Raw genomic sequence first — 17,486 nt, 5'->3', positions numbered from 1 at the left:
GTGGGCATGCCCACCCTACGGTGCACCACCGCCCGTAGCAAGGTCATGGACCCGTTGTGTAACGTAGGGTGGGCATGCCCACGCGTTACAACGCCCGAACGGAGCATGCGCCCGCAAACACCCGCGTATTAAAAAACCCCGCACGCGGCGGGGTTCTTCCTTCAACGCAGACCACTCAAATCGTCTGCGCCTCGATCCGATCCGCACTCTCCGGATCATCTACCCGCAACGCATCGATGAAGGTCTGCAGCGAGGACCCGCAGGCAAACACCAGCACGTCCCCCGCACGGCACAGCGACAGCCCGAGCCGGATCGCCTTGTCCACCTCGATCTCGCGGTGCGTCGTATCCGACGGCCCAATCACCTTCTCGATGCCTTCGATGATCAGGTCCACCGCCCCGCCCACCGGACGGCCACGGCTCTGCGACTCGTACACCACCAGCTCGTCGAAACGCTCGCCGCACACCTCCCCGATCTGGATCAGGTCGCTGTCGCGGCGGTCGCCCGGTGCGGTCACGATGCCGACCAGCTGGCCCGGCAGCAGCGCGCGCGCCATCTCGGCCAGCGCGGCGTAGGCCGCCGGATTGTGGGCGTAATCGACGATCACGGTCACGCCGCGCACGTCGAAGACGTTGGTGCGCAGCGGATTGGTCTTGCTGTCCGAGACAAAGCTCGACAGGCCGGCCGCGATCTGCAGGTTCGAGAAGCCCGAGGCCATCAGCGCGGCGCTGGCGGCCAGCGCGTTGGCGATATTGTAGCGTGCGCGCCCACCGAAGGAGGCCGGCATCCCTTCCACCCGCATCAGTTCCTGCTGCAGCGTGCCGTCGGCGATGACGATGGCATTGTCCTGCAGGTAGGCACCGCGGCCACCGTCTTCTAGGTGCTTGAGCAGCACCGGGTTCTCGGCGTCCATCGAGAAGAACAGGATTTCGGCACCCGGTTTCGCGCGGCGCACCATCGAGACGCAGAGCGCATCCTCGGCATTCAGGACCACCGCCTTCGAGGCCGAACAGGCCACCACCGCCTTGACCTGCGCCAGGTCTTCGATGGTGTCGACACCGTCCAGGCCCAGGTGGTCGGCCGCCACGTTCAGCACCACGCCGACGTCGCACTGGTCGAATGCCAGGCCGCGCTTGAGAATGCCGCCGCGTGCCGTTTCCAGCACGGCGAAATCGACGTCCGGGGCCGACAACACGGTGCGCGCCGACCAGTAGCCGGTGCAGTCTCCTTTTACGAGGCGCTTGCCGTTCACGAACACGCCCTCGGTGGTGGTCACGCCGGTGCCCAGGCCGGCGACGCGCGCGGCGTGGGCGATCATCAGCGTGGTCGTGGTCTTGCCGTTGGTGCCGGTGACGGCCACCACCGGGATGCGGCCATTGGAGGCGCCCATCAGGCCGTCGACGATTGCTTCGCCGGCATCGCGCGGCTGCCCGGCGCTCGGGTGCTGGTGCATGCGGATACCCGGCGCGGCATTGACTTCGATGACCGCCCCGCCCTGCTCGTCGAGCGGCACGGCGATGTCGCGGCAGACGATGTCGATGCCGGCCACGTCCAGGCCGATCTTGTTCGCCGCGCGCACGCACAGGGCGCGCGTCGATTCGGGCAGGATGTCGGTCACGTCTTCGGCGGTGCCGCCGGTGGACAGGTTGGCGTTGCTGCGCAGCTCGACGCAGACGCCCGGCGCCGGCACGGAGTCAGGCGCGTAGCCCTGGCGGCGCAGCATGTCTTCGGCGTGGGCGTCGAGCGCCAGGCGCGTGAGTATATTGCTGTGGCCCGCGCCGCGCGACGGGTTCTGGTTCTCGATCTCGACCAGCTCGGTGATCGTGGAGACGCCGTCGCCGATGACATGGGCCGGACGGCGGAAGGAAGCCGCGGCGATGCGGCCGCCCGCTACCAGCACGCGGTAGTCGCGCCCTTCCACGTAACGCTCGACGATGATCTTGCGTCCGTACTCGCGGGCGAAAGCGAAGGCCTTCTCGACTTCCTCGGGCGTCGCGCACTTCGTGGTCACGCCCTTGCCCTGGTTGCCGTCGAGGGGTTTGAGGGTCACGGGCACGCGCAGGCGGCGCGCGATGCGCTGGGCCTCTTCCAGCGTGGTGACGGTGCCGCCTTCCGGCACCGGCACGCCGGCTTCATTCAAGAGGGCCTTGGTCAGCTGCTTGTCGCTGGCGATCTTAACGGCGACGTAGCTGGTGTCGCCCGTGGTCGTGGCCTGCAGACGCTTCTGCTTCGAGCCCCAGCCCAGCTGGAACAGGTTCGCTTCCTCGGTGATGCGCGAGTAAGGAATGCCGCGTTCCTGGGCCGCGGCCAGCACGGCCGCGGTGCTGGTGCCGATCGCATAGCGCGAGGCCGTGGAGCGCAGTTCCTGCAGTCGCGGTTCGATGTCGAAGGACTCGCCCTTCGCCAGCGCGCTGACCAGGTCCACCGCCAGCTGGAAGCTCGGCTCGGCCAGCTTCTCGATCGCGTACTGGACCACCACGCGGTACTGGCCGGGACGGCCGGCGGCCGGACGGGTGCGGCCGTAGCCGACCGTGGGGCCGGCCAGCGACTGCAGGGTCAGGGTGACGTGTTCGACCACGCGCGCCAGGTAGGTGCCGGCGCGCAGGCGCTGGGCGAAGCCGCCTGGCTGGCCGGTCGGCAGCAGCTGGCCGTGCAATGAAGGCAGGGCTGCCAGCAGGGCGTCGTTGAAGCCCGGGATGTCTTTCGAGGAGACCCCGTACAGGTCTTCCAGGTCGATCACGCTGAGCAGGCAGGGAGTATCCGCGTGGACGTTCGGTCCGCGCAGGAATCGTTGTTCGAGGATATACACGAGAGAATGTCCCTATTGTTGGATATTTTTATGTGTGCGTGAAACCGGCCGGCGTCCCTGGGGAGTCCGGCCGGGTGAAACCTGTGCGCGCCCTGCTAACTATCGAGCAGCTGGGTGTACATGCGCGTCCCCATCAGGCCAGCCGCGCCGTGGTGGTTCGCCGGCGTCATCAGCTCGAGCAGCAGCGCCATCGCCTCGGGCTTGCCGGCGGCGGCGGCCACGCGCTGTTCCAGCAGGCCCAGTTCGTTGTTCGAGTCCGTGTCGCGCGCGGCGCGGCGGCGGATCAGGCCGCGCTCGGGGAAGCTGGTCGAGCGCTCGGCATGCTGGCCCAGGTTGTCCAGGGTGCGCTGGCGCGCGCGCCAGGTCAGCGTGCGTTCCGGCTTTACCGTGCTGCCCGGCACGCTGACGATCCAGTCGCGCAGCACCTGCTGCTCGTAGCTTGAAAACACGCCGAACATCTCGGCGCGCTCGCCTTCGATCAGGCGCCAGAAGCGGCTGTTGGCCACCTCTTCGCCGCGCTTGATCCAGCCGGCGGACTCCAGCGCCGCGAGGAAGCCCGGAATCTGGCCCGGTTCGGCCAGCCAGTCGTTGACGGAACGGCCGGCGACGCGGCAGTAGTCCGAATGCATGTTCTTGCCGACCGTGCTCTTCTGGGCCAGGACGGTCACCAGCTCGTCCTGCAGGTCGAAGTTGGCGATCACGGAATTCGTGCTGGCGCCCAGCTCGTTCAGGCGGTAGCCGTCGAGCACGCGCTTGTAGAAGGCGGCACGGTCGCCCACTTGCGGCATCAGGTCGAGCAGGGCCTGCACCGCCTTCTGCGCGTGGCCGGTGGCGGCGTTGTCGACCGTGACGTGAAGCTGGAAGTAGTACGGATCGATGCCGAACTCGTTCAGCTCGTAGGACGTGATCAGAAGGTGCAGCGGCAGCTGCTCGTAGCCCAGGTTGAAGCCGATGACTTCTGGCAGGAAGCGCTCGGCATTGTGGCCCAGGGCCAGCTGGATCGCGCCCTGCACGAAATGCTCGTCGCTCAGCTGCTCCCAGTTGTCGATGCCGTGGGTGGCGAGCAGCTTGCGGTAGAGGGTGACGTGGTTCTTGTCCGGCACACCCTCGCCCAGCTCTTCGAGATAGGTCTTGATCAGGGGGTGGAAGTCCGGGTTGTCCCAATGCCTCAGCATGCCGTAGAGCCAGGAACCGTCGACCAGCTTGGTCGGCGCCACCGACTTGATGAAGTTCAGCGCATGCGCCTTGGTATGGAAATAGCGGCGCGGCGCCCCGCCCTTGCGTGCGGCCAGGTATTCGCGGTACTGGATGCCCACGGCTTCGCTGCGCGCCTCGATCCAGGCCGGCAACTGGGCCAGCGTCGGCGGCAGGTCGGCTGGGATGTCCTGCACGGCGGCGATCTGCTCGCGCAGGTAGGCTTCGCCGGCGCGCGCATTGTTCAGCGGATCGGCGTAGAGAGCGAAGTAGAGCTCGCGGGCACGTTCCTGGCCGGCTGCGCGCGTCTGCGCCTGGCGTGGAACGGCTACGGCATTGTCGAGCGATGGCATCATAAACTTTTGTTCACAATCTTGTTGAATGATTATTGGAATTATCCGGGCTGGGCCATGCAACGGGGATCGGCACGCGCGCCCAGTGAATGTAAGACAAGCCTTACAAAAGTAATAAAATGTTATTGGAACGCGGGTCAAACCCGTGTCAATCAGGTATCGCCGAGACAAATACCCAGTTCGCGCGCGGTGGCGACGGTATCGCTGTCGATGGAGACGCTGCGGGTGCGGCCGGCCACCTCTGCGAGGGGCACCAGTTCGATCGCCTGCGGGCCGAGCGCGACCATGACGCCTTGCCGGCCCGCCGCCAGCGCACGCACGGCCGCCGCGCCGAAACGGGCTGCGATCACGCGGTCGAAGCTCGAGGGACTGCCCCCGCGCAGCAGGTGGCCGAGCACGACGCTGCGGCACTCCTTGCCGCTTGCCGCCAGCCGGGATTCCAGGTGCGCGCCGATACCGCCCAGGCGCTCGGCATGCCCGTCCGCCGCCGCCGCCTTGACGCTGCGTTCGCCACCCAGCTCCTGCGCCCCTTCGGCCGCGACCACGATTGCGTGATGATGGCCGCCGGCGTCGCGGCGCGCGATCGCTTCCAGGATGGGTTCGATCCGGTAAGGAATCTCGGGCAGCAGGATCGCGTGGGCGCCGCCTGCGATGCCGGCATGCAGGGCGATCCAGCCGGCGTAGCGTCCCATCACCTCGACCACCATCACCCGGTGCTGGCTGTGCGCCGTCGTGTGCAGGCGGTCGATGCACTCGGCGGCGAAGCCGACGGCGGTATCGAAACCGAAGGTGAAGAAGGTGCGGTCGAGGTCGTTGTCGATGGTTTTCGGAACGCCGACCACGCGCAGGCCGTGCAGGTGCAGCGCCTGGGCGATGCCCATCGAGCCGTCGCCGCCGACGATGACCAGTGCATCCAGGCCGCGCGCACGGCACAGGTCGACAACTTCGCGCGTGCGGTCACGCTCGACGGGCGCGCCTTCGGCGTCGACTCCCGGATAGTGCAAGGGATTGCCGCGGTTGGTACTGCCGAGGATGGTACCGCCCAGGTGGCCGATCGATTGCACGTCCAGACCGTGCAGGCGCACGACCGGTTCGCCGGCGCAGGTCTCGGGCGCGAGCAGGCCGTTGAAGCCGTCGCGGATGCCGTGGCATTCCCAGCCGCGCCGCTCGGCCGCCAGTACGACGGCGCGGATCACGCCGTTCAGGCCGGGCGCGTCGCCGCCGCCGGTCAGTACGCCGATCCGTCGTATTCTCGCCACCTCCTGTGCGCTCATCCTTCCTCCCGCCGGTCTGTCGTTCGAGCATGATGCGGTCGCGCGGAACCTGGTGGCGCACGGATGCGGGCGCGATGCCAACGTTATCGTCGAACCAAGGTACGCCAGCCGGCGACACGACCAAGCCTTACCCTGGACCGCCATCGGAGGTAGCATGGTGGCGACGATGCGCAAACCCGGGAGACGCTCATGAACGAGTCCGAGGTATTGATCGTCGGCGCCGGCCCGAGCGGGCTGGTGCTGGCGCTGTGGCTGCATGCATTCGGCGTCAAGCTGCGCATTGTCGATGCCGCCAGCGGTCCCGGCACGACCTCGCGCGCGCTGGCCGTGCAGGCACGCACGCTCGAGCTCTACCGCCAGCTCGACCTGGCCCAGCCCGTGGTGGACGCCGGCCACCCCATCGAGTTTTTCAATCTCTGGGCCGAAGGCGAGCACCGCGCACGGATCCCGCTGGGCGCGATCGGCGCCGGGCTGACGCCCTACCCCTTTTTCTTCATCTACCCGCAGGACCGCCACGAGCGGCTGCTGGTGGACCGGCTGGCGGCGGCCGGCATCGAGGTCGAACGGAACCTGAGCCTGACGGGTTTCGAGGACCGTGGCGGCCACGTCGAAGCGACCCTGGTCGACGCGGCCGGGACCGAGCAACGCTGCGCCGCGCAATGGCTGGTCGGCTGCGATGGCGCACGCTCGAAGGTGCGCGACATCATGGACGTCGGTTTTCCCGGCGGTACCTACCGGCAGGTCTTCTATGTGGCCGACATCGAGGGCGACAGTCCCGCCCTGAACGGCGAGCTCAACCTCGACCTGGACGAATCGGACCTGCTGGCCGTGTTCGCCACGGCGCCGAGCGGCCGCGGCCGCCTGGTCGGCACCGTGCGCGAGGACCGGGCCGAGCACGCGGACAAGCTGCAGTTTTCCGACGTCAGCCAGCGCGCGATCGACAACCTGATGATCAGCGTGCGCATGGTGAACTGGTTCTCGACCTACCGGGTGCACCACCGCGTCGCCGATCACTTCCGGCGCGGACGCGCCTTTCTCGTCGGCGACGCCGGCCACATCCATAGCCCGGCCGGCGGTCAAGGCATGAACACCGGCATCGGCGACGCGATCAACCTTGCGTGGAAGCTGGCCGCCGTGGTGCACAGCCAGGCGCCCGGGGAGCTGCTCGACAGTTACGAGGCCGAGCGCCTGCCTTTCGCCCAGCGCCTGGTGCACACGACCGACCGCGCCTTCAGCTTCCTCACGGCCGACGGTCCCGTGGCCGAGATCGTCCGCACCGGCATCGTCCCACGCATCATGCCGCTGGTCGCCAGGCTGCCGGGCGCACGCGAATTCCTGTTCCGCACCATCTCGCAGACCCTGGTGCATTACCGGACCGCGCCGCTCAACACAGGCAGTGCCGGCAAGGTGCACGGCGGCGACCGCCTGCCGTGGGTGCGTTTCGATGGCGGCGACAACTTCGAACCGCTGCCGGTGCCCGGCTGGCAGGTCCACGTGTACGGCCAGGCGCGGCCCGACGTCGCGACCTGGTGCGCCCTGCACGGAATCACGCTGCGCCAGTTCGAGTGGCACCCCGGCTGCGCCGAGGCCGGCCTGGCCGAGCACGCCGTCTACCTGCTCAGGCCCGACAGCTATGTCGGGCTGGCGGCCGGCAGTCCGTCGATCCCGGTGCTGGACGACTACCTGCGCGCGAACGCCCTGCGCCTGTGACGTCCGGACACAGGATTTTATGTAGGGCAAAGCTGCGCCGCCTCAGCCGGTTTGGCGCGATATTGGTGTCATGCCAGCGTCAACCACACCAGGAGAACCATGGAACTCACCGTCAACAACAGCACCACCGCCGCCACTCTCGTCACCGTCTTCGGCGAATTGCAGAACGGGCGCTATGTCGCCAAGGTCATGCCGGAAACCGACGTGCCTTATACGCCTTATTTCGAGAACGAACTGGATCAGGTGATCGTCTACATTTCGCCGGACGAGGAACAGTTGCAGGCCATCCTGCAAGCCCTGAACGAGCGCCGACTGCCGTTCGGCGACCTGCAGAACTACGGCGCGGCGGGCGGCGGGACCTCGGTCATTCCGGTCTGATCCCGGCCGCTTTCAGTTGCGGGACCGGGGCTGGCTACGGGCGTTGCGCCCGCCGCGCTGCGGCGTCTCCGCTGCCGCGGTGCGCGTGACCAGCACCGAGGCAATTCTCCGGTCCTCGACCGCGGCCACCTCGAAGCGCAGGTCGTCGACCACGACCTGTTCACCGACCGTGGGCAATGTACCCAGGCGCTCGAGCAGGAAGCCGGCCAGCGAGCTGTAGTCGTCGCTCTCGCTCACCAGCGTATCGACGCCCAGCTCGCGCTCGACGTCGTGCAGGTCGGCCGCGCCATCGATGCGCCAGCGGTCCGGGCCCTGGCGCAGCACGGCCGGCTGCTCGTCCTCGTCGGGAAATTCGCCGGCGATCGCTTCCAGGATGTCGATCGGCGTCACCAGGCCCTGCAGGGTGCCGTACTCGTCGGCGATCAGCACCAGCTGGCCATGCGAGCGCTTCAGGGTATCCATCACCTTCAGCACGTCGCCGGTCTCGGGAATGATGATCGGCGTGCGCACGTGGGCCGGGTCGATGCGCCCGCCCAGCGCCAGGTCGGCCATCAGGTCGCGCGCGCGCACCACGCCGATGATCTCGTCGAGCTGGCCCTTGCAGACCGGGAAGAAACTGTGCGGCGTTTCCATGATCTGGCCGCGGATCACGTCGGCCGGGGCGTCGATGTCGATCCAGGAAATGTCGGCGCGGTTGGTCATGATCGAGCGGATCGAGCGCTGCGACAGGCTCAGCACCCCGCTCACCATGTGGCGCTCGGCCGGCTCGAAGGCTTCCTCGGCGCTGGCTGCGAGCGGCGTGGCGTCGGCGCCCGGCGCCGGCGCGCTCGATCCCCCCAGCATGCGCAGGATGGCGTCGGCGGTGCGCTCGCGCAGCGGCACCCGGCTTTCCTCCTTCGCCAGGTTGCGCGAGGCCAGCTGGTTCAGGGCCTCGATCGCCACCGAGAAGCCGATCGCCGCATACAGGTAGCTCTTCGGAATGTGGAAGCCGAAGCCTTCGGCGATCAGCGACAGGCCGATCATCAGGAGGAAGCTCAGGCACAGCACGACCACGGTCGGATGCGCATTCACGAAGCGGGTCAGGGTTTTCGAGGCGAACAGCATCACGCCCATCGCCACCACGACCGCCGCCATCATCACCCACAGCTCGTCGACCATGCCGACCGCGGTGATCACGGAATCGAGCGAGAACACGGCGTCGAGCGCGATGATCTGGGCCACGACCACGGTGAAGCTGGCGTATTCGACGGGCCCGCTATGCTGCGCCGTCTTGCCTTCGACGCGCTCGTGCAGCTCCATGGTCGCCTTGAACAGCAGGAACAGGCCGCCCAGCAGCAGGATCAGGTCGCGCCCGGACAGCGCCATGCTGCCGACCGAGAACAGCGGTTCGGTCAACGAGACGATCCAGGAAATCATGGTCAGCAGGCCGACCCGCATCAGCATCGCCAGCGAGAGGCCCAGCAGGCGCGCGCGGTCGCGCTGCTCGGGCGGCAGCTTTTCCGCGAGGATGGCGATGAAGATCAGGTTGTCGATGCCGAGCACGATCTCGAGCACGACCAGGGTCGAGAACCCTATCCAGATGTTCGGATCGGCCATCCATTCCATGTTTCGCTTCTCCCGCGCCAGTCTCCGTAGGGTGGACGGCTCTGCCGTCCACGCGGTGATCGTTATCGGCTCCGATTGCGTGCCCGCTGATCTCGCAGCGTACCGCGTGGGCACGGAGTGCCCACCCTACGAAAAACTGCTCAGCATCAAACGTACGCCGGCAGCTTCGGCAACAGCTTGTCGAGCGTGACCGGATAGTCGCGCACGCGCACACCGGTCGCGTTGTAGATGGCGTTCGCCACCGCCGCCGCCACGCCGCAGATGCCGAGCTCGCCCACGCCCTTGGCCTTCATCGGCGAACTCATCGGGTCGGTTTCGTCCAGGAACACCACCTCCTGGTGCGGGATGTCGCCGTGCACCGGCACCTCGTAGCCGGCCAGGTCGTGATTCACGAAGAAGCCGATGCGCTTGTCGACCACCAGGTGCTCCATCAGCGCCGCGCCCACGCCCATCGTCATGGCGCCGATTACCTGGCTGCGCGCCGACTTCGGGTTGAGGATGCGTCCGGCCGCGCACACCGCCAGCATGCGCCGCACGCGCACTTCGCCAGTGGCCGAATCGACCGCCACCTCGACGAAGTGCGAGCCGAAAGTCGACTGCTGCGTCTTCTTCTCGAGGTCGCCGTATTCCATCATGTCCTCGGCCGTGATCTCGCCGTCGCGTGCCAGTTGGGCCAGCGGCACCGAGCGGGTACCGAGACGGACCGCCCCGTCGGCGAACTCGCTGGTCGCGGGATCGAGTCCGGCCTTGGCCGCCAACATCTCGCGCAGCTTGACGCAGGCCGCATACACGCCGGCCGTGGACGAGTTGCCGCCCCACTGGCCGCCCGAACCGGACGAGACCGGGAAAGCCGAGTCGCCCAGGCGCACCGCGACCTTCTCGATCGGCAAGCCCATCATCTCGGCCGCCGTCTGGGCGATGATGGTGTAGCTGCCGGTGCCGATGTCGGTCATGTCGGTTTCGACCGTGACGTTGCCGTTCTTCTCGAGGCGCACGCGGGCGGCCGACTTCATGTTCATGTTGTTGCGGAAGGCCGAGGCCACGCCCATGCCGATCAGCCAGCGTCCTTCCCGGCGCTTGCCCGGTTCGGGGTTGCGGTTCTTCCAGCCGAAGCGCTCGGCGCCCTGGCGCATGCATTCGACGAAACGGCGCTGCGAGAACTTGCGCGCGCGGTTTTCCGGGTCCACCGTCGTGTCATTGATGATGCGGAAGGTGACCGGATCCATCTTCAGCTTTTCCGCCATCTCGTCGATCGCGATTTCGAGCGCCATCATGCCGGGCGCCTCGCCGGGTGCGCGCATCGCATTCGCTTCCGGCAGGTCGAGGGTGGCCAGCTTCAGCTGGGTGAAGCGGTTCGGCCCGGCGTACAGCAGGCGGGTCTGCTGGACCGCCGTTTCCGGCTGGCCGCCCGGCAGGTCGCCGGAGGTGCTTTCATGGGCGATCGCCGTGATGCGGCCCTCGCGCGTGGCGCCGATGCGGATCCGCTGGATAGTCGCCGGACGGTGCGTGGTGTTGTTCATCATGATGGCGCGCTGCAGCGCCACCTTGACGGGACGCCCGGCCGCGCGTGCGCCCAGGGCCGCCATCAGCGCCTCCGACCGCAGGAACAGCTTGCCGCCGAAACCGCCGCCGATGAAGGGCGAGACCAGGCGCACGTTTTCCTTGGGGATGCCGAGCGTCTTGGCCATGTCCTCGCGGCTCCAGTTGATCATCTGGTTGGCCGTCCAGACCGTGAGCTTGTCTCCCTCCCACACGGCGAGCGAAGCGTGCGGCTCCATCATCGCATGCGACTGGTCGGGCGTCGTGTAGGTCGCGTCCAGCTTCACCGGGGCGCTGGAAAACGCCGAGGCGAAGTCGCCCGCTTTCGTCTCCGGCTTTTCTTCCTTCTTCGGCAGTTTGGCGCTGTTCTTCGCCTGCTTCAGGTCGTACTCGCCCTTGGCCTTGACGTATTCGACCTTGACCAGGCTCGAGGCGGCGCGGGCCTGCTCGAAGGTCTCGGCCACGACAACCGCCACGGCCTGGTGGTAGTGCTGCACCTCGGGGCCGGCCAGCAGGCGCGCGGTGTTGTACTTGCCCTTGCCGATCTTGCCGGCGTTCTCGTAGGTGACGACGGCCAGCACGCCGGGCGCACGCTTCGCGGCGGCCGTGTCGATCGAGGCGATGCGGCCCTTGGCGACAGCCGAGCCGATGATGTAGCCGTAGGCCGGATTGGGCGCCGCGGCGTGCTGCTCGTAGGCATAGGGCGCGGTGCCGGTGGTTTTATACGGGCCGTCGATGCGGTCCAGCGGTTTGCCGACGACCTTCAGCTGGTCGATCGGATTGGTGGTGGCGGGCGTATCGAATTTCATGTCCTTAGCCTTTCTTCGCGTCGACCAGCACCGATTCCAGCGTGCGCCGGACCAGCGGAACCTTGTAGGCGTTTTCGCTCGTCGTTCTCGCCCCGGCCAGCAGGGTGTCGACGGTGGCGCCCGCGCCGCGCGGCATGGCCGCATCGGCCGCCGGCACGCGCCAGGGTTTATGGGCCACACCGCCGAGGGCGACGCGGCCGCTGCCGTCAGGTTGCACCACCGCCGCCACCGATACCAGGGCGAAGGCATAGGACGCGCGGTCGCGCACCTTGCGGTAGAAGTGTTTGCCGCCCAGCGGCCGCGGCAGCACCACGCTCGTGATCAGTTCGCCGGACTGTAGGGTGTTCTCGATGTGCGGGGTAGTTCCCGGCAGCCGGTAGAAATCGGCGATCGGGATCACGCGCGTGCTGCCGTTGGCGCGCACCGTCTCGACGCCGGCGTCCAGCAGTTGCATGGCCACCGCCATGTCGCTCGGGTGGGTGGCGATGCAGGCCTCGCTCTGGCCGACGATGGCATGGTTGCGCGTATAGCCGCCGATCGCCGAACAGCCGCTGCCCGGCACCCGCTTGTTGCACGGCAGGTTGGTGTCGTAAAAGTAGGGGCAGCGGGTGCGTTGCAGCAGGTTGCCGGCCGTGGTCGCCTTGTTGCGCAGCTGGGCCGAGGCCCCGGCCAGCAGGGCGCGCGCCAGCACGCCGTAGTCGCGGCGCACGCGCGGATCGGCGGCCAGGTCGGTATTCCTCACCAGGGCGCCGACGCGCAGGCCGCCGCCGTCGACCGGTTCGATGCGGTCGAGCTTCAGGCCGTTGACGTCGATCAGGTGCGGCGGCGCCTCGATTTCGAGTTTCATCAGGTCGAGCAGGTTGGTGCCGCCGGCGATGAAGCGCGAGCCGGGATGTCGCTCGGCGGCGGCCGCGGCTTCGGCCGGGGTGCGCGCCTTTTCGTAGGTGAAGGCCTTCATGCTTTCATCCCTCCCACCTCGGTAATCGCGTCGAGGATGTTCGAGTACGCCCCGCAGCGGCAGATATTGCCGCTCATGCGTTCGCGGATCTCGTCCACGCTGAGCAGGGGCTTGACGTTGAGATCGGCGCTGACGTGGCTGGGGACACCCTGGCGGATCTCGTCCAGGGTCGCCACGGCCGAACAGATCTGGCCCGGCGTGCAGTAGCCGCACTGGTAGCCGTCGTGCTTGACGAAGGCGGCCTGCATCGGGTGCAGCTTCTCGGGCGTGCCCAGGCCCTCGATGGTGGTGACCTCGTCGCCGTCGTGCATGATCGCCAGCGACAGGCAGGAATTGATGCGGCGGCCGTTGACGATCACCGTGCAGGCGCCGCACTGGCCCTGGTCGCAGCCTTTCTTGGTGCCCGACAGTTTTATATGCTCGCGCAGGGCGTCGAGCAGGCTGGTGCGGGTGTCGAGGGTGAGTTCGCGCCGCTGGCCGTTCACGCGCAGCGTGGTTTTCGCCATCGTCGGCGGCGGCGTCATTGCCTGGGGCGCCGCTGCCCCGGTGGCCTGGGCCACCGCCGCGCCGGGAATGGCGGCGCTGGTCGCAGCCGCGGCGCCGGTGATGAGCAAGTCGCGCCGCGACAGCTTCATGTCGCTCAAGTCGTCCATATCAATAAAGCCTTCCGAACTGGTGGGCGCCGGGGCGGCCCGCGTGGTTAGTCTCCAGCCGGCACCTATCAAGGCCGACTGTGCATTCGGCTTATGATAAAGACATTCTCGATAGCAGGCGGCACGGTTGACCGGGAACCATTTCTCCTTTTCCGGGCGCCGCGGCGAGGTGCGCGGATGCACCTGGATGGTGCATACCCGCATCGCGCCTGCACTGCCGGGCAGCGAATGTGCGCGGGCCCGTCCGGCACGGTATGATGCCGGTTTCGCCGGGCCGGTCGAGCACGCGCATCGCTCCACCAGGCCCTTCTCCATCCGCCGCACAGCCCGGAAACCAGCATGAACGCACCCTCCCCGCACGACCTGGACTACAAACGCAGGCGCGAGTTCACCGGGCTGTTCGAGGAAGCCCCGATCTTCATGGCCCTGCTGCATGGTCCGCAGCACGAGTTCGAGTTCATCAATCCGGGCTACCGGCGCCTGATCGGCCACCGCGACGTCGTCGGCCGGCCCATGGCCGAGGTGCTGCAGGACGTCGCCGCCCAGGGCTATGTCGCCATGCTCGACGAGGTCTACCGCACGGGCGTGCCGATCACCGCCGCCAGCGCCAAGTACGGCATGCAGGTGGTCCCTGGCGGCCCCGTCAGCGAACGCTACATCGACTTCGTGCTGCAGCCGGTGCGCGACGCGGCCGGCGCCATCGACGGCATTTTCATCCTCGGCACCGACGTCACCGACCGCGTGCTGAACGAGATCCGGCGCGACGCCCTGATCCGCATGACCGACCTGGTGCGCGACGCCGCCAACGCCCAGGACATCGTCGACGGCGCCTGCCGCATCCTCGGCGAGACCCTGGGCGCGAGCCGGGTCGGATTCGCCACCGCCGGCGCGGGCGACTCGGTGCGGCTGAGCGGCAACTGGCAGCTGCCCGGCGCCGCCGTGCTGCCCGAGAACATCGACCTGCGCGCCTTCGGCGACTTCATCGACGACCTGAAGGCCGGCACGCCGGTTGCCATCGGCGACGTCGCGCTCGACCCGCGCACGGCGCATGCCGCTTCGGCCCTGGCCGCACTCGACTCCTGCGCCTTCGTCGACCTGCCGGTGCTGGAAGACGGCCGGCTGGTGGCGCTGGTCTACGTCAACAGCGCGCGCCCGCGGGGCTGGAGCGCGGACGACATCAACCTGGTGCGCGAAGTGGCCGAGCGTACCCGCACCGCGAGCGAACGCCTGCGCAACGCCGGCGCGCTGGCCGCCAGCGAAGCGATGTTCCGCTCGATCGCCAACGCCATGCCGCAGATGGTCTGGTCGACCCTGCCGGACGGCTTCCACGATTACTACAACGAGCGCTGGTACGATTTCACGGGAACCCATCCGGGCGAGACCGACGGCGAGCGCTGGGCCGGCATGTTCCATCCCGAGGACCGCGAGGAAGCCTGGGCGCGCTGGTCGCGCAGCCTGGCCACCGGCGAAACCTACGAGGTGCAGTACCGCCTGCGCCACCGCTCCGGCGCCTACCGCTGGGTGCTCGGACGCGCGCTGCCGGTACGCGACGAGTCCGGCGCCATCATCCGCTGGATGGGCACCTGCACCGACATCCACGACCAGAAGATGGCCGAGAACGCGCTGCGCCAGGCTAACCAGCGCAAGGACGAGTTCCTGGCGATGCTGGCCCACGAACTGCGCAACCCGCTGGCGCCGATCAGCACGGCGGCCCAGGTGATGCGCCTGCGCTACGGCGACGCCGAATACGTCAAGCGCGCCAGCGACATCATCGGGCGCCAGGTGCGCCACATGACCGACCTGGTGGACGACCTGCTGGACGTCTCGCGCGTCACGCGCGGACAGGTGCAGATGGAACGCGAACCGGTCGACCTCAAGACCGTCGTCAACAATGCCGTCGAGCAGGCGCGTCCGCTGATCGAGGCGCGCCACCACGACCTGTTCATGCACCTGGCGGCCGACACCGCCTGGGTCAGCGGCGACCGCACGCGCCTGACCCAGGCCGTGTCGAACCTGCTCAACAACGCGGCCAAGTACACCCAGCAGCACGGCCGCATCGAGCTCGACCTGCGCATCCTGGACGGCTGGGCTACCCTGGCCGTGCGCGACAACGGCAGCGGCATCGCCCCCGGCCTGCTGCCGCACGTGTTCGAGCTCTTCACCCAGGGCGAGCGCACGCCGGACCGGGCCCAGGGTGGACTGGGGCTGGGCCTGGCGCTGGTGCAGAGCATCGCCGCCCACCATGGCGGCACGGTCGAAGCCGAGAGCGGCGGCGCCGGCAAGGGCAGCTGTTTTACCTTGCGGCTGCCGACCATCGAGGCGCCGGCCCTGCACGCCGCGGGCGACGGCCAGGCCAGGGACGCGGAGCAGCCGTCCACGCCGCGCCGCATCGTGATCGTCGACGACAACCGCGACGCCGGCGCCTCGCTGGCGGCGGCGCTGGAAGCGCGCGGCCACTGCATCGCCCTGTTCGACGGCGCCCAGGCCCTGCTCGACGCCCGCGACCTGGGACCGGTGGACGCCTACATCCTCGACATCGGCCTGCCCGGCATCGACGGCTACCAGCTGGCGCGCCGCCTGCGCCAGGACGGTCCCTGCCCGGAGTCCCTCCTGATCGCCCTCACCGGCTATGGCCAGGCGCACGATTTCACGCTGTCGAAGGCGGCCGGTTTCGATCATCACCTGGTCAAGCCGGCCGACCTCGGGCAGCTCGAACGGATCCTCCACGAGGGTGCGGACAGGATTGTCCGCTGAACGAGGGCTGCGGCCGGGGTAGAATCACGGTTTTGCCCGAGGCCCGTCCATGACCAAACAAGCCCCGCCCGCCCTGGCTCCGCAATCAGGCCCGGACCTGATCCTCGGCCTGGACGACCGTCCTCGTCCCCTGATCGGCATCCTGGCCGCGCTGCAGCACCTGCTGGCGATCATCGTCCCGATCGTCACGCCGGGACTCCTGATTTGCCAGGCGCTGGGCGTGCCGGCACGCGATACGAACCTGATCGTCTCGATGTCGCTGGTCATTTCCGGCATCGCCACCTTCGTGCAGTGCCGCCGCTTCGGTCCCCTGGGCGCGGGCCTGCTGATCGTGCAGGGCACCAGCTTCAACTTCGTCGGTCCCCTGATCGCCGGCGGCAGCCTGATGGTGAAGCAGGGCACGCCGGTGGAAGCCGTGATGGCCGCGATCTTCGGCGTCGTGGTCGCCGGTTCCTTCGTCGAGATGGGCGTCTCACGCGTCCTGCCTTTCGTGAAGCGCATGATCACGCCGCTGGTAACCGGCATCGTGGTGCTGATGATCGGCCTCACCCTGATCAAGGTCGGACTGATCAGCATGGGCGGCGGCTTCGCGGCCATGCAGAACGGGACCTTCGCGAATGGCGAAAACCTGCTGCTCTCCGGCGTAGTGCTGGCCCTGATCGTCGCCATCAACCGCGTACCCGTCGTCTGGATGCGCAGTTGCGCCATCGTCATCGCGCTGGCAGTGGGCTATGCGCTGGCTGCATCGATGGGCCGGCTCGACTTCACCGGCATGCACGAAGCGCCCCTGTTCCAGGTGCCGCGCCCCCTGCACTTCGGTCTCGATTTTTCCTGGTCGCTGTTCATCCCCATGATCGTGATCTACCTCGTGACCTCGCTGGAAGCCATCGGCGACGTCACCGCCACGAGCAAGATCTCGCGCCAGCCGGTCGAAGGCCCGCTCTGGATGGGGCGCATCAAGGGCGGCGTGCTGCTGAACGGTGCCAACAGCCTGCTGGCCGGCGTGTTCAACACCTTCCCCAGCTCGATCTTCGCCCAGAACAATGGCGTGATCCAGCTGACCGGCATCGCCAGCCGCCACATCGGCGTCTGGATCGCGCTGATGCTGGTCGTGCTCGGCCTGTTCCCGGCCGTGGCCGGCGTGATCCAGGCGGTCCCGGAACCGGTGCTGGGCGGCGCAGCGATGGTGATGTTCGGGGCGGTGGCCGCCGCCGGCATCAACATCCTGGCAAGCGTCCAGCTCGACCGCCGCGCCCTGCTGATCATCGCCGTCTCGCTGGCGCTCGGCCTGGGCGTGTCGCAGGTGCCCGAGTTCCTGGCCCACATGCCGCCGGCCCTGCGCAACGTCCTCGAATCGGGCGTGGCGACCGGCGGCATCTGCGCCGTGCTGCTGAACTGGTTCCTGCCGGCGAGCCATGAAGGCCAGGGCGAGCACGCCTGAACCGTCCGC

The 17,486-nt window shown here is 68.1% G+C and carries 11 protein-coding genes; 4 read left to right on the top strand and 7 right to left on the bottom strand.

The genetic code is table 11. The features are described 5' to 3' along the window. Nucleotides 1-175 precede the first annotated feature (175 nt). The 3 genes from cphA to C2862_RS01010 all read right to left on the bottom strand — a co-directional run bounded on the left by cphA (nt 176) and on the right by C2862_RS01010 (nt 5,630). On the bottom strand, nt 176-2,809 hold the full coding sequence (gene cphA, locus C2862_RS01020; protein ID WP_136218253.1) for a cyanophycin synthetase: 2,634 nt from the start codon (nt 2,807-2,809) through the stop codon (nt 176-178). Between the two features lie 95 nt (nt 2,810-2,904). Then, nucleotides 2,905-4,359 (bottom strand): iron-containing redox enzyme family protein, encoded by a 1,455-nt coding sequence (locus C2862_RS01015; protein WP_229467232.1) that lies wholly within the window; start codon nt 4,357-4,359, stop codon nt 2,905-2,907. Between the two features lie 149 nt (nt 4,360-4,508). Then, nucleotides 4,509-5,630, bottom strand: coding sequence for a 6-phosphofructokinase (locus tag C2862_RS01010; RefSeq protein WP_136218252.1), 1,122 nt, complete (start codon nt 5,628-5,630; stop codon nt 4,509-4,511). A gap of 189 nt (nt 5,631-5,819) precedes the next feature. Here C2862_RS01010 and C2862_RS01005 point away from each other — a divergent pair, with 189 nt between their 5' ends. Together C2862_RS01005 and C2862_RS01000 are read left to right on the top strand one after the other, a co-directional pair. Continuing rightward, the gene (locus tag C2862_RS01005; RefSeq protein WP_136218251.1) at nt 5,820-7,340 is read left to right on the top strand and encodes an FAD-dependent monooxygenase; all 1,521 of its coding nucleotides are present in this window, start codon (nt 5,820-5,822) and stop codon (nt 7,338-7,340) included. Nucleotides 7,341-7,439: 99 nt separating this feature from the next. After that, nucleotides 7,440-7,718 (top strand): hypothetical protein, encoded by a 279-nt coding sequence (locus C2862_RS01000; RefSeq protein ID WP_136218250.1) that lies wholly within the window; start codon nt 7,440-7,442, stop codon nt 7,716-7,718. A gap of 12 nt (nt 7,719-7,730) precedes the next feature. Here the strand turns inward: C2862_RS01000 and C2862_RS00995 are convergent, their stop codons facing one another. The 4 genes from C2862_RS00995 to paoA form a co-directional block, all read right to left on the bottom strand. Then, entirely contained in the window at nt 7,731-9,323 is a 1,593-nt protein-coding gene (locus C2862_RS00995) for a TerC family protein (protein ID WP_136218249.1), read from the bottom strand. A gap of 146 nt (nt 9,324-9,469) precedes the next feature. Then, nucleotides 9,470-11,671: an aldehyde oxidoreductase molybdenum-binding subunit PaoC gene (paoC, locus tag C2862_RS00990; protein WP_136218248.1), complete on the bottom strand. Its 2,202-nt coding sequence runs from the start codon at nt 11,669-11,671 to the stop codon at nt 9,470-9,472. 4 nt (nt 11,672-11,675) lie between these two features. Next, nucleotides 11,676-12,629 carry a xanthine dehydrogenase family protein subunit M gene (locus C2862_RS00985; protein WP_136218247.1) on the bottom strand — a complete coding sequence of 318 codons (954 nt, stop codon included), beginning with the start codon at nt 12,627-12,629 and terminating at the stop codon, nt 11,676-11,678. Beyond that, a complete protein-coding gene (gene paoA, locus C2862_RS00980) occupies nt 12,626-13,282 on the bottom strand; it encodes an aldehyde dehydrogenase iron-sulfur subunit PaoA (RefSeq protein WP_136218246.1) in 657 nt (218 codons plus the stop codon). Before paoA ends, C2862_RS00985 begins: the two co-directional genes overlap by 4 nt. Before the next feature lie 339 nt (nt 13,283-13,621). Here paoA and C2862_RS00975 point away from each other — a divergent pair, with 339 nt between their 5' ends. Together C2862_RS00975 and C2862_RS00970 are read left to right on the top strand one after the other, a co-directional pair. Next, nucleotides 13,622-16,036, top strand: coding sequence for an ATP-binding protein (locus tag C2862_RS00975; RefSeq protein ID WP_136218245.1), 2,415 nt, complete (start codon nt 13,622-13,624; stop codon nt 16,034-16,036). A 49-nt stretch (nt 16,037-16,085) separates the two neighbouring features. Further along, nucleotides 16,086-17,477, top strand: a complete 1,392-nt coding sequence (locus C2862_RS00970) for a nucleobase:cation symporter-2 family protein (RefSeq protein ID WP_136218244.1) — start codon at nt 16,086-16,088, stop codon at nt 17,475-17,477. Nucleotides 17,478-17,486 lie beyond the last annotated feature (9 nt).

Origin of the sequence: Massilia sp. Mn16-1_5, assembly GCF_004798585.1 — a bacterium.
Lineage (GTDB): Bacteria > Pseudomonadota > Gammaproteobacteria > Burkholderiales > Burkholderiaceae_D > Telluria.
Note: the sequence above shows the minus strand (reverse complement) of the source record. Positions and strands in the feature narration are given on the sequence as shown.